General features: G+C 47.0%; 13 protein-coding genes. 6 read left to right on the top strand and 7 right to left on the bottom strand.

Annotated elements, in window-relative coordinates; genetic code table 11:
- Positions 1-52: 52 nt before the first annotated feature.
- Positions 53-751 (top strand): NAD(P)H-flavin reductase, encoded by a 699-nt coding sequence (gene fre, locus J3U76_RS11110; protein WP_208006033.1) that lies wholly within the window; start codon positions 53-55, stop codon positions 749-751.
- 49 nt (positions 752-800) lie between these two features.
- Here fre and J3U76_RS11105 read toward each other — a convergent pair whose 3' ends face one another.
- The 3 genes from J3U76_RS11105 to ilvY all read right to left on the bottom strand — a co-directional run bounded on the left by J3U76_RS11105 (position 801) and on the right by ilvY (position 2,448).
- A complete protein-coding gene (locus tag J3U76_RS11105; protein WP_208006032.1) occupies positions 801-998 on the bottom strand; it encodes a hypothetical protein in 198 nt (65 codons plus the stop codon).
- A complete protein-coding gene (gene ubiK / locus J3U76_RS11100) occupies positions 988-1,278 on the bottom strand; it encodes a ubiquinone biosynthesis accessory factor UbiK (RefSeq protein WP_208006031.1) in 291 nt (96 codons plus the stop codon). The genes J3U76_RS11105 and ubiK overlap by 11 nt, the downstream gene beginning before the upstream one ends.
- Positions 1,279-1,563: 285 nt before the next feature.
- Entirely contained in the window at positions 1,564-2,448 is an 885-nt protein-coding gene (gene ilvY, locus J3U76_RS11095; RefSeq protein WP_208006030.1) for an HTH-type transcriptional activator IlvY, read from the bottom strand.
- Positions 2,449-2,833: 385 nt separating this feature from the next.
- Between ilvY and ilvC the strand changes: the two genes are divergently transcribed.
- Complete coding sequence (ilvC, locus tag J3U76_RS11090) at positions 2,834-4,321, top strand: ketol-acid reductoisomerase (RefSeq protein WP_208006029.1); 1,488 nt, start codon at positions 2,834-2,836, stop codon at positions 4,319-4,321.
- A 377-nt stretch (positions 4,322-4,698) separates the two neighbouring features.
- Positions 4,699-5,490 (top strand): tRNA cyclic N6-threonylcarbamoyladenosine(37) synthase TcdA, encoded by a 792-nt coding sequence (gene tcdA, locus J3U76_RS11085; protein WP_208006028.1) that lies wholly within the window; start codon positions 4,699-4,701, stop codon positions 5,488-5,490.
- 43 nt (positions 5,491-5,533) lie between these two features.
- On the opposite strand, the gene J3U76_RS11080 is transcribed toward tcdA, so the two are convergent.
- Entirely contained in the window at positions 5,534-5,953 is a 420-nt protein-coding gene (locus J3U76_RS11080; protein ID WP_208006027.1) for a SufE family protein, read from the bottom strand.
- Entirely contained in the window at positions 5,953-7,167 is a 1,215-nt protein-coding gene (locus tag J3U76_RS11075; RefSeq protein WP_208006060.1) for an aminotransferase class V-fold PLP-dependent enzyme, read from the bottom strand. Before J3U76_RS11075 ends, J3U76_RS11080 begins: the two co-directional genes overlap by 1 nt.
- Before the next feature lie 416 nt (positions 7,168-7,583).
- Here J3U76_RS11075 and rep point away from each other — a divergent pair, with 416 nt between their 5' ends.
- Positions 7,584-9,596, top strand: a complete 2,013-nt coding sequence (gene rep / locus J3U76_RS11070) for a DNA helicase Rep (protein ID WP_208006026.1) — start codon at positions 7,584-7,586, stop codon at positions 9,594-9,596.
- A gap of 111 nt (positions 9,597-9,707) precedes the next feature.
- On the opposite strand, the gene J3U76_RS11065 is transcribed toward rep, so the two are convergent.
- Positions 9,708-10,085 (bottom strand): c-type cytochrome, encoded by a 378-nt coding sequence (locus J3U76_RS11065; RefSeq protein WP_208006059.1) that lies wholly within the window; start codon positions 10,083-10,085, stop codon positions 9,708-9,710.
- 300 nt (positions 10,086-10,385) lie between these two features.
- Here J3U76_RS11065 and J3U76_RS11060 point away from each other — a divergent pair, with 300 nt between their 5' ends.
- Together J3U76_RS11060 and J3U76_RS11055 are read left to right on the top strand one after the other, a co-directional pair.
- The gene (locus J3U76_RS11060; protein WP_208006025.1) at positions 10,386-10,943 is read left to right on the top strand and encodes a MarR family winged helix-turn-helix transcriptional regulator; all 558 of its coding nucleotides are present in this window, start codon (positions 10,386-10,388) and stop codon (positions 10,941-10,943) included.
- A 61-nt stretch (positions 10,944-11,004) separates the two neighbouring features.
- Positions 11,005-11,625: a glutathione S-transferase family protein gene (locus J3U76_RS11055; protein ID WP_243454214.1), complete on the top strand. Its 621-nt coding sequence runs from the start codon at positions 11,005-11,007 to the stop codon at positions 11,623-11,625.
- A gap of 84 nt (positions 11,626-11,709) precedes the next feature.
- Here J3U76_RS11055 and J3U76_RS11050 read toward each other — a convergent pair whose 3' ends face one another.
- Positions 11,710-13,131 carry an aspartate aminotransferase family protein gene (locus J3U76_RS11050; RefSeq protein ID WP_208006024.1) on the bottom strand — a complete coding sequence of 474 codons (1,422 nt, stop codon included), beginning with the start codon at positions 13,129-13,131 and terminating at the stop codon, positions 11,710-11,712.
- Positions 13,132-13,277 lie beyond the last annotated feature (146 nt).

Raw genomic sequence — 13,277 nt, 5'->3', positions numbered from 1 at the left:
AGAACAGTCAATATTAAATGAGCACTCAATAGAATAAACTCAAAGGATAGTCATGCAGAACGTAACATGTAGTGTGCAAGCCCTCGAAGAAATGGCCGATACCCTCTGGTATGTACGATTAAAGCCAGAAGTGCCGGTGGATTTTCTTCCGGGTCAGTATTTATTGGTAGTGATGGCAGAAGACGATAAACGCCCCTTTTCTATTGCCAATACCATGAATGATGAAGGCATTGTTGAGCTGCACATAGGGGCAACACCAGACAATACCTATGCCATGCAAGTGTTAAAACGCATGCAAGATCTCGGTGAAATTGAAGTACAGCTGCCAGCTGGTAAAGCGCACTTGCGTGAAGACGCTCACCGCCCTGTTATTTTAATGGCAGGTGGCACAGGGTTTGCGTATACCCGCTCTATTTTAAAGCAGCTAATTGCAGATGACTTCAAGCAGCCAATATTTTTATATTGGGGCGTGCGTCATACCGAGCATTTATATGCCGATCAAGAAATGAACGCTTGGGCGCAAGAGCATGAAACACTCACCTATATTCCCGTAGTACAAACCGGCGGTGACGATTGGCAAGGGCGTACTGGCTTGGTACACGAAGCCATTATGGAAGATTTTGTAAGCTTGTCTGATTATGACGTTTATATTGCCGGACGCTTTGAAATGGCGGGTGTTGCGCGTGAAGCCTTTAAAGAAAAAGGCATAGAGCCCGAGCAGCTGTTTGGTGATGCGTACGAGTTTATTTAAGTAAATCTAAGAATAGCGCAATAAAATAGGGAAGCTGGCTTCCCTATTTTTATGCCTGCTGCGTGTCAGCAGGCGGTGGCTGAGTGAGCGACGCCACATCGAGCGCGGCAATGGCATCCATGGCCAGCTCAAACCGACCTTGCTGGCATAACCCTAATAAGCCGCCTTCTTCGTAGGCCGCATATGCGGCTTGCAAACAGGCCTGTTGTACTTGCTTGGCCAGTAATACCGAAGAATTATTGATCATAATCCCGTGGCTGTTCTAATTTAGCTTGAGTGTCACCATTTAGCTGTTGCTCTAGCTTTGCCAAGGTTGCTTCCATTGCATTAAGCTTTTCACGGGTGCGCAGCAATACCTTAGTTTGCACATCAAACTCTTCTCGCGTCACCATATCTAACTTGCCCAATTGCGACTGTAATACGGTACGAAAGCGCTTTTCTGCTTCTTCCCCCATATTTTTAATGCTACTGGGCAGGCTGTTTTGGATCTGTTTTGCGATGTCTTCTAACTTTTTAGGGTCTAACATTATCGTCTCCTTAGGCTATGGTGGCATTCTAGCCTTAAATGACCCACCACGTCAGCCTTTAAGGCAGCTTTAAGCCGTAAGCTGTCAGCCGTAAGCTAGAAGCAAAAGACTAAAGATTTCTTCGCCACGGAACCCACGGAATTCACAGAAAAATTAAGGTGGGTTAAGAGTAAAAAATTTTGGGGTATGATTGATAATATAACGTCGATATTTGCCTTGTCCGTGCTTTCTGTGTATTCCGTGGCTAAATGTTTTTTTCTGATAGCTGACAGCTGACAGCTATGTTTAAACCGGTTCGAGTGCGGTTTGTTGGAAGGCTTGAATAAAGGGATCATCTAAACGCTTTTTCAATAAGCACACCCCCACTTCAATTGACCTAAGTGCCGGAGTGGGGGATAACACCCGAACCTTATCTCCCATAGGGCTGTGATCAATCACGGCTTTAGGCACCACACCAATACCAAACCCAAGTGCGACCATGCCAATAATGGCCTCGTTACCTGCCACTTCTGCATAAATATTGGGGTTAATTCCTTTCGCTTTAAACCACTGGCTGGCACGCTTTCGGGCTACCCCTTGCTCAGATAAAATCACCGGCAATGTCCGCCAGTCTAATGGTCGTTGCTCTAATAGCTCGCTTACCGGCCCAGCTAATGTGGGGGCAATAAATACCATGGGCACAGTTTGTAAGTTAATAAAGTGCACTTTAGCGGGCAGGGCATCGGGGCGTGCTGCAATGGCGAGCTCACTTTCATCACTTAATATCTTTTCGATAGCTAATGCCGGATCGCCGGTTTCTAAGCGAATTTCTAACCGCGGATAACGGCTGCGAAAACGGTCTAAAATACCGGGCAGTAAAAAGTAGCTGGCGGTAACCGAGCAATAGACACGCAACCGACCTTGCAGATTATTCTCACCGTGCTTGAGCTCTTGTTTAAGATGCTGCCAGTCACTTAGCCAGTTTTGGGCAAATAATTGCAAGCGAGCGCCTGCCGGTGTGAGTACCACAGTGCGGTTATCACGCACTAACAGCTCACAACCAGTATCTTGCTCTAAGCGCTGAATGGCGCGGCTTAAAGTAGAAGGGCTCACCGCCATGGCATCGGCGGTGTGGCCAAAGTGTAAACTCTGGCTTAAATGTACAAACAATTCCAGATGACGAAAATCCACGGCCCTTTCCTAAAAAATGAAAATATTTCTGCCACGGAACCCACGGAAGAACACGGAACAATCAAGCTAAGATAAAACCGAAAAAGGATCTTATTAGTAAAACCTAAGCTATAAGGTCAGCGATTTTTAACCTAGCTGTATTTCAGATTTGCTCACTATTTTTCAGTGGGTTCCGTGTTCTTCCGTTGCAGAATCGCTTTAGGTTTAGGCGTTTGAACTTATCTTGTCCGCTTTACCCTTCACGTTGCGGAAGATGCAACACTCTATTTCGAATATATCATTTTAAGCAATGACAAGCTTAAGGTATAGTAATCTTGTCGTCATCGCAGCTTTAAGTGCAGCGGTGCAGGAATTTATATTAAATGGATTAATAGGAAGATCATTCATGGCTAACAATTACTTTAATACCCTGACGTTGCGCGAGCAGTTAGAGCAGCTGGGCAAGTGTCGTTTTATGAACCGCAACGAATTTACCGACGGCTGTGATTTTCTAAAAGGAAAAAAAGTTGTCATCGTAGGTTGTGGCGCACAGGGTTTAAACCAAGGTTTGAACATGCGTGATTCAGGCCTAGATGTGGCTTATGCATTACGTGACGAAGCCATTGCTGAAAAGCGTGCATCATTCAAGCAAGCGACTGAAAACGGCTTTAAAGTAGGTACTTACAAAGAGCTGATCCCCACCGCCGACTTGGTAATGAACCTGACGCCAGACAAGCAGCACACCTCTGCCGTTAACGCTGTTATGCCGTTAATGAAAGAAGGCGCGGCATTAGGTTATTCTCATGGCTTCAACATTGTTGAAGAAGGCATGGAAATTCGTAAAGACATTACAGTAGTCATGGTTGCGCCTAAGTGCCCAGGTACTGAAGTACGTGAAGAATATAAGCGTGGCTTTGGTGTTCCTACCCTGATTGCCGTACACCCAGTAAACGACGCTAAAGGCGAAGGCTTAGCCATTGCTAAAGCTTGGGCTTCTGCTACCGGCGGCGACCGTGCTGGTGTATTAGAGTCTTCTTTTGTTGCTGAAGTTAAGTCTGACTTAATGGGCGAGCAAACCATTCTGTGTGGCATGCTGCAAGCGGGCGCGATTTTAGCCCACGACAAAATGCTGGCCGACGGTATCGACGCCGGTTACGCAGGCAAGCTTATTCAATTCGGTTGGGAAACCATCACCGAAGCATTGAAGCAAGGCGGCATCACCAACATGATGGACCGTTTGTCTAACCCTGCAAAAATTAAAGCCTTCGATCTGTCTGAAGAACTGAAAGAGCTGATGCGTCCCCTGTTCAACAAGCACATGGATGACATCATTCAAGGCAACTTCTCTGCCGGCATGATGGCTGACTGGGCGAACGACGACAAAGACCTGTTAACTTGGCGTGAAGAAACTGCCGACACTAGCTTCGAGCAGTATCCTGCCACTGACGTTGCCATTGACGAGCAAGAATACTTCGACCACGGCATTTTGTTAGTTGCCATGGTTAAAGCCGGTGTTGAGTTGGCGTTTGAAGCCATGACCGCATCTGGCATCATTGATGAGTCTGCATACTATGAGTCACTGCACGAGTTGCCACTGATTGCCAACACAGTTGCCCGTAAGCGTCTGTACGAAATGAACGTAGTTATCTCTGACACTGCAGAGTACGGTAACTACCTGTTCGCTAACGCCGCCGTGCCATTGTTGCGCGAGAAGTTTATGCCAAGCATTAGCACAAACGTAATTGGTAAAGGCTTCGAAGTTGAAACTAACTCAGTAGACAACCGTCGTCTAATTGAAGTGAACGAAGCGATTCGTAACCACCCAGTTGAAATCATCGGTAAGACCTTGCGTTCTTACATGACCGACATGCAAAACATCGCCGTTGGTGGTTAATTTCCGCTTTAACTAGCGTGAGATAAAAAAGGGAGCTTCGGCTCCCTTTTTGTTTTTTTAAATAAGCCCATTTGCAACGGAATCCGCTGAACCCACGGAAAAATAAAGATCAGATCTGAAAGAACCAAAACTATCTAAATTGTAAGGGCTAAGCACCAGAGCTGTTAGAGAGCAGCTCTTACCATTGATAGGATCTTGTTACTCGTCGATCTTATTTCAGATTAATTTTTCCGTGTAGTCCGCGTTCTTCCGTTGCAGATAGGCTCTGGTCTTAGCTCTTAATCATGGTGTGGTACACCAGACTTCCCCATTCCCCATTCCCTAATCACTAATCCCCATTCCCTGATATACTAACCGCACATTTAGGGGAGTAAATAATGAGTTTTGAGCAGCGTTTTGGGGGCATTGCCCGATTATACGGTAATACAGCCTTGGCCCACTTTAGCCAAGCCCATGTGTGTGTGATCGGTATTGGCGGAGTAGGATCTTGGGCGGCAGAAGCGCTGGCGCGATCAGGCATTGGTGCCATTACCTTGATCGATATGGATGATATTTGTATCACCAATACCAACCGCCAGATCCACGCGCTCTGCAACCAGATCGGCCAAGAGAAAACCCAAGCCATGGCGGATCGGATCAAGCTTATTAACCCCGACTGCAAAGTGACGATCGTCGATGACTTTATCAGCAGCAATAATCAGGCGGAGTATTTACTGCAAGATTTCGATTATGTGCTAGATGCCATCGACTCAGTTAAAGCCAAGGTGGCCTTGCTGGCCTTTTGTAAGCGCAATAAGATCCCGGTGATTACCGCAGGTGGTGCAGGCGGGCAAACCGATCCCAGTCAGATCATGATCCGCGATCTGAGCAAAACCATTCAAGATCCGCTAGCCGCTAAAGTACGGGGTGATCTGCGTCGTTTTCATCATTTTAGTAAAAATCCTAAACGCAAATTTGGCATCGATTGCGTATTTTCTACCGAGCAGCCTAAATACCCAGATGGCGACGGCGGCATTTGTAATGCCAAGCCAGATCTCGATGGCACTATGAAAATGGATTGTGCCTCCGGCTTTGGTGCTATCACCCACATCACCGCCACCTTCGGCTTCTTTATGGTCAGCCGAGTACTTTCAAAGCTTGCTGCGCAAGCGGTTGAAAGTAAGCTGTAAGCGATCAGCTTTAAGCTGTCAGCGTGGACTGACAGCTGACAGCTTACGGCTGACAGCTTTGTTTTATAGCGCTAACCACAGCTCTTAAGCCGTTGCCGCGTGAGGGGCTTAAATGATTAAGCAGCTGTAACTCAGCGAAATAGGCTTCCATATCAAATGCTTGGATCTCTGGCGCTGTCTTATTATTCAGCGCCGCTAGCACCACTGCCATTAATCCTTTAACAATGCGCGCATCCGAATCGCCGTGCAGTTGCCAATGTTCTGTATCATCCATTGTTGCCACCAACCAAGCTTGGCTTTCACAGCCGTGAATGGCATTAGCCTCGGTTTTATCGGCATCTGCCAATGGCGGTAACTGTTTTGCCAATTTGATCAGCGCTTTATAACGGGCTTCCCAGCCGTTTGCGGCGACAAATAATCCGCGAATATCAGTGTCGGTAATGGTATGGCCAAATGGTTGCATTAAAAAAACTCCCGTGCTTTATCTATGCCGGTCAATAAGGCGGTAATGTCGTGAGGCGTATTATAAAAGGCAATGGACGCACGAAGGGTGCCCTGTGGTAAACCTAGCGCTTGCATCAATGGCATGGCGCAATGGTGGCCAGTACGCACCGCTATACCTTGCATATCCAATAAGGTGGCCATATCTTGCGGGTGCACATCATCCATAATAAAAGACACAGCCCCCGCTTGTGGGCGGCCAATAATATGCACCTCGGGCAGGGCACTTAAGCCTGCCACTAATTGCTGCATTAACTGATGCTCGTGTGCCGCAACAGCGTTGCGATCTAGGCCTGAGATATAGTCGATTGCTGCGCCTAAGCCAATAGCACCGGCAATATTTGGGGTGCCCGCTTCAAACTTAAAAGGCAGTTCGCTAAAGGTGGTTTGCGCAAAGCTGACGTGTTTTATCATCTCGCCCCCGGTTTGCCAGGGCGGCATTTTTTCTAATAATTCTCGCTTGCCATATAAAACGCCGATACCGGTGGGGCCAAACATCTTATGACCCGAGAATACATAAAAATCACAATCTAGCGCCTGTACATCTACCGGCAAATGGCCCACCGCCTGGGCGCCATCAATCAGCGTGATAGCATCCACAGCTTTGGCCATGGTAATGAGTTCTTTAATCGGGTTGATCACCCCCAGCGCATTAGATACCTGACTGACTGCCAGCAGTTTAGTGCGCTCGCTAAATAAATCAGCGGCGGCTGCTAGATCTAATTCGGCATGTTCTGTTAATGGGATCACCTTAATGCTGGCGCCAGTGGCGGCCGCCACTTGTTGCCAAGGTACGATATTGGCGTGATGCTCCATGGTCGACAGCAAAATTTCATCACCGGCTTTAAGGTGGGGCATACCAAAGCTATAGGCCACTAAGTTAATGGCTTCGGTGGCGCCGCGGGTCCAAATGACTTGTTTGGAATCTGGCGCATTAATAAAGGTCGCCACCTTAGTACGCGCATCTTCAAATTCTTGGGTGGCTTGACCACTTAAGGCATGAGCAGCACGATGCACATTGGCATTTTGGTGTTGGTAATAATGCTGAAGCGCATCCAGCACGCTTTGCGGCTTTTGTGTAGTGGCAGCGTTATCTAAATACACCAGCGGCTGGCCATTCACAGTTTGGGCCAAAATAGGAAAGTCGAGTCTAAGTTTGTCTATATCGAGTGGCATCATCAATTCAGGTAAATAAGCGACAGGTAAGATCATGTGCGGTTAAGCAACAAGAGTAAAGCATAAACATAGCTATGCGCCATACGCTATACGCCGACCGCTGTACGAAAAATAAAAACCGTATTTTTGTTTAACGTAAGGCGTACCGCGTTGGTTTACACGGCTGATAGCTTGGTTCAATAAATTGGACCCTACAAAACTCCAAACACTTGTTTAGCTCTGATCTTTTGTAGGGTCGATTTCAATCGACCAAAAACTATAGTGCGGCCTAAAGAGGTCGCTATTTTCGGTGTGGTTTGTCTTTAACTGATAGCTGACGGCTGATGGCTTAAAGCTGTCCGAAGAAGGGCTTTCGCCTTTCCCCTAAGGTCGTCAACCGTTAGAATAGCGCTTTTGTTTTACTGTCGGAGTGCCTTATGAAACTCAATCCAGCCCAAGACCAAGCCGTGCACTTTATTGGCGGCCCTTGCCTAGTGCTGGCGGGCGCCGGCAGTGGTAAAACCCGGGTTATTACCAATAAAATCGCCTATTTAGTGCGAAAATGTGACTATAAAGCACGAAACATCGCCGCCGTTACTTTTACCAATAAAGCGGCGCGCGAGATGAAAGAGCGGGTGCTGCAAACCCTAAGCAAGAGTGAAGCCCGTGGGTTAATGGTATCGACTTTTCACAGTCTTGGGCTAGATATTATTCGGCGCGAGCATAAAACGCTGAACTTAAAAGCCGGCTTTACCTTGTTTGACGATCAAGATCAGCTGGCGCTATTAAAAGATCTTACCGAGCAAGAGTTAGACGGTGATAAAGAGGCGCTGAGTCGTTTAGTCAGCACTATTTCTAACTGGAAAAACGACTTGGTATTGCCCACCCGTGCCGCACGCATTGCCCAAGATCCCGAGCAAGTACTGTTTGCCGAGTGTTACGCTCGCTATCAGCGGCAAATGAAAGCTTATAATGCGCTGGATTTTGATGACTTAATCTTAATGCCCACCTTATTACTTAAAACCAACGATGAAGTGCGCCAGTTTTGGCAAAATAAAATTCGTTATCTGTTGGTGGATGAGTATCAAGATACTAACGCCAGCCAATATGAACTGGTGAAACTGATAGCCGGAGAGCGAGCACGCTTTACCGTGGTCGGAGATGACGATCAGTCCATTTACTCGTGGCGCGGCGCAAGACCGCAAAACTTGGTGTTGCTAAAAGACGATTACCCGCAACTTAAAGTCATTATGCTAGAGCAGAACTATCGCTCTCGCGGGCAAATATTGCAGTGCGCCAATATTTTGATTGCCAATAACCCCCACGATTTTGAAAAGAAGCTGTTTTCTGACATGGCTTATGAAGCTCCGGTGCGGGTGTTATTTGCTAAAAACGAAGAGCACGAAGCAGAGCGAGTAGTGGCCGAAATTATGGGCCATAAGTTTATGAATGGCGCTAAGTTTGGCCAATATGCCATTCTTTATCGGGGCAATCATCAATCCCGCTTGCTAGAAAAACAGCTGATGACCAACCGTATACCGTATAAAATTAGTGGCGGCACGTCGTTTTTCTCGCGCACCGAAGTTAAAGACATGATGGCGTATTTACGCTTGCTGGTTAACCCTGACGATGACAACGCTTTTTTGCGAGTGGTAAATACCCCACGTCGCGAAATAGGGCCTACTAGCCTCGAAAAGCTAGGAACCTATGCCAATAGTCGAGGAAAAAGTCTGTTTGCTGCCAGTTTTGAGATTGGCTTAGAGCAAACCTTAGATGGCCGAGGCTTAATGGCGGTGCGGGCCTTTTGTAATTGGTTGGTGCGCCGTGGCGAAGAGGCAGCCCGGGGTGGGGCGCAAGACGCAGTACGCGACATGATCAAAGATATTAACTACGAAGAGTGGTTATATGAAAGCTCCCCCAGCCCCCGCGCCGCTGAAATGCGCATGCAAAATGTGTCAACTATTTTCAAGTGGGTCAGCCAAATGCTGGAAGGTTCAGAGCTAGAAGATGCCATGACCTTACCCGAAGTGGTTATTCGCTTAACATTACGCGATATGATGGAGCGCGGTGAAGACGAAGATGATGGCGAACAAGTGCAACTAATGACATTGCACTCGTCAAAGGGTTTGGAGTTTCCTTATGTGTTTATGGTAGGCATGGAAGAGGGTTTATTGCCGCACCAAAGCAGCATAGATGAAGATAATATTGAAGAAGAGCGCCGCCTTGCTTATGTGGGCATTACTCGTGCTCAGCAAGCGCTTACCTTTACGCTGTGTCGCGAACGTCGCCAATATGGCGAGCAAATACGGCCAGAACCGAGTCGTTTTTTACTGGAATTACCACAACAAGAGTTAGACTGGGAACATAACCGCAAGCCCCCCAGTGAAACCGAACGCATGGAAAAAGGCCAAGCGAGTGTGGCAAACCTCAGGGCTATGTTTAAGAAGTAAGCCCTTCGGGCAGCGGTAAGTCGTCAGCTATAAGTGGTCAGTTAAAGGGCGAATGAAAAACAAAAAAGCCGCAGTAAGCGGCTTTTTTAATCGTAACGCATCGCTTAATGCTTAGATGGCATCCAGCATGTAGTCCACGGCGGCAATGACTTCTTCATCTGAACAGTCAACACAGGCACCACGAGCAGGCATTGCATTAAAGCCCTCTAGCGCATGCTTTACTAAGGTGTCGTGGCCTTTAGCGACATGAGAAGCCCATTGCTCGGCATTCCCTTTAATAGGCGCACCAGCGGCTCCGGTACCATGACACGCAGAACAAGATGCAGTGTACACGGCCTCACCAGAGCGCGGGCCGGCTGGCTCGTCATTGCTCTTAGCTGTACCTGAATCAATAATGCCTTCGAGATCGGCTGCGGTATAAACGTTTCCTACCGGCTTGGTACGCTCACTAATCGCTTCTGGCGACATTTCGTTGGCGGCATAAGCCATACCACTTAACGCGGCGGCGGCAGCACCGGCCAGCAATAGGTTCTTTAACAGGCTCACCTTTTTTATTCTCCCAGTTGGCTTATTTATATCATTTTTGCTAAACCAGCAGAGTATAACGCAACTATCACGGTCATTAAACGATCAGTGCAGGCCTTAGGCGACTTTCGGTGATTTTTATCTGTACGAGAAACCTGTCTCTTTACTCAGCCATGCGATTGTTTATGCTAAAATTAATGGATTTTGATATAAAAGCAGCAACACCATATAGCCCAGTAGCTAATGACAACGGATGATCATCAAATGCAAAATGTTTCTGAAAATGGACAAGATGAAAAGCTACCTTCTGAAAAGCAAGCGCTCTCTGTGCTTCAAGAAGATCAAATTGATCGTATTGTTACCTTATGGAAATCAGCTCGGCCCGATCTAGCGCTAAACAGTACCGAAGTGATTGGACGCATTGTGCGCTTAGAATACTTTATTACGCGTCGAGTACTGCAGGATTTGGCTCACTACGATCTTAACGTGGGTGAGTTTGACGTATTAGCCGCCTTACGCCGTCATCCACCTAGTTTTCAGCTATCGCCTAATCAATTGCAAACCATGGTACTTATCTCATCCGGTGCGCTTACTAATCGCATTAACCGACTTGAAAGTCGAGGGCTGGTCAACCGAACGCAGGCAGAGCATGATCGCAGAGGTGTGATTGTGACCTTAACTGAGCAGGGATTTAAGGTAATAGAAGAAGCCGTTAAGCATCACCTAGCTGCGGAATCTGAATTGGCTAATACCTTGTCAGATGATGAACAGCGACAAATAGCGGCCTTGCTAAAGAAAATGTTGCTGGTAATAGAAGACTAAATATAGCGACCGAGCTTAACAGTAATGTTTAGCGGCCTAAAGGAACTAGGAGACAATAAATTTGATTACACTATATTACAGACCCGGTACTTGCTCGCTGGCTACCCATATTATGCTGGCATGGATGGAAGTTCCTTATGAGTTGCAATTGGCAGACACTCGAGATCCTGAGTTTATAAAAATTAACTACTTGGCTACCGTTCCTGTGCTGTTCACCGAAGAACTCGGAGCCTTGTATCAAAGTAGTGCCATTTTGCGTTATTTAGCTCGGTTACCTGCAGGTGAACATTTAGGGCCAGGCTCTGATCCTATTATGCAAAGTCAGTGCGACTATTGGTTAAGCTTTTTTAATGCTGATCTCTATCGTGCCTTTGCACCTTTTTTTAACCCAGAAAAATACACTACAGACACCAGCCTAGAGGCAAAAAAAGCCATTAAAGCCGCGGTGCCTGCTCAAGTTGCGCCTTTGCTAAAGCGCATGGATATTCATTTAGCCAGCCGCGATTACTACTTAGAAGATGAACGTGGCATTGTGGATGCTTGTGCCTTTGTTTACTGCTACTGGGCAACTAAGGTGCTTAAAAATGACCTAACCGATTACCCAAATGTTGCGCGACACTTTACGCAAATGAAGGCCGATCCTGTGGTGCAAAAAGTGATGGCCATTGAGGGATTAGCGTAATATTTTTTGAAGCTTAAAAGGAAAAGCACGGCGGTTAAGAGCCGTGCTTTTTTAATAACCAATACTTAACTTTAATAACCAAAACTAGGCTGTGACAGGGTCTTGGGTTTTAAGAGCTCCACTGCGCACTAATTGATCGGTGACTTTATGCACGGCTTTTTCGGTGCGCTCGACTATGTCGTCTATATCGTCTTTGCTGACCACTAACGGGGGTGCAAAGCCCAAAATATCGCCGTGAGGCATGGCGCGGGCAATAAGGCCTTGCTCTAAGCAGGCGGCAGCAATCTGTGGGCCTACTTTTAATGTTGGATCAAAGCCTTGGCGCTGACGTTTGTTGCTAGAAAACTCCAAAGCGTGCATTAACCCCACACCCCGAGTGTCGCCAACTAACGGATGATCAGCAAAAGTTTGCTGCATACGTTGCTGAAGATACGCGCCTGTCACGCGGGCGTTGTCGGTTAAATTTTCTCGAGCAATAATATCTAAATTACATAAGGCTGCCGCGGCTCCCATAGGGTGGCCAGAGTAAGTGTAGCCGTGACCGATAGCGCCCCAAGCATCTGTGCCATCTTCTAGTACTTTCCAGACTTTATTGCCGACAATCACTCCAGATAAAGGCTGGTAAGCTGAAGTTAACCCTTTGGCAATGGTCATTAAATCAGGCTGCATATCGTAGTGTAAAGAGCCAAAATCGGATCCTAGCCGGCCAAAGCCACAGACGACTTCGTCGGCAATTAATAAAATATCGTATTTATTTAGCACCTGATTAATGGCAGCCCAATAGCCTTCGGGGGGTGGCACTATGCCGCCTGTACCCAGTACCGGCTCGCCTATCATGGCGGCTATGGTGTCTGGCCCTTCAGCCAAAATCATTTTTTCTAGCTCATTAGCGCAGTGCTGAGAAAATTCACCTTCACTCATATCGTGATCGGCTCTGTGATAATAAACAGGTGCGAGAGTGTGCTTTACCCGTGGCAAAGGTAAATCAAAATGAGCATGAAAGGTGTCTAACCCTGTTAGTGAGCCCGCAGCAATAGTCGAGCCGTGGTAGCCACGGTCTCGAGAGATAATTTTCTTTTTCTGTGGCAAGCCGCGCACATTGTTGTAGTACCAGACTAATTTCATTTGTGTTTCGTTGGCATCACTGCCCGACATGCCGTAATAGACTTTGCTCATGCCAGCGGGGGCCATTTTGATGATGCGCTCTGAAAGCTCTATCAGGGCCTCATTAGTGTGACCCACATAAGTGTGGTAGTAGGCCAGTTTTTTGGCCTGCTCGTATAAGGCTTCGGCCATTTCAAGACGGCCATAGCCAATGTTCACACAGTAGAGTCCTGCAAAGGCATCGATAAGCTCGATACCGGTGGAGTCGGTAATACGAATGCCTTGTGCACCGGTAATAATGCGTCCCTTTATCTCGCCACTGGAATATTGTTTAAGGTGAGTGGAGGCATGAAAGATGTTTTGCCGGTCCATTTCTAACCACTTTTGAGTATCTAATGTCATAACGCACTCCTTGTAGCCATAGCTCTTTAAAATACAAGACTGCTTGGCCACGGAATACACAGAAATACACGGACGTAGAGCAATAAAGTAAGTGCGAAATAGATACTTCTTTTATTAAGCTCTTACCAAGTAGAAATTTGTTTGTC

It is taken from the genome of Oceanisphaera pacifica, from assembly GCF_017498065.1.
Classification (GTDB): domain Bacteria; phylum Pseudomonadota; class Gammaproteobacteria; order Enterobacterales; family Aeromonadaceae; genus Oceanimonas; species Oceanimonas pacifica.
Note: the sequence above shows the minus strand (reverse complement) of the source record. Positions and strands in the feature narration are given on the sequence as shown.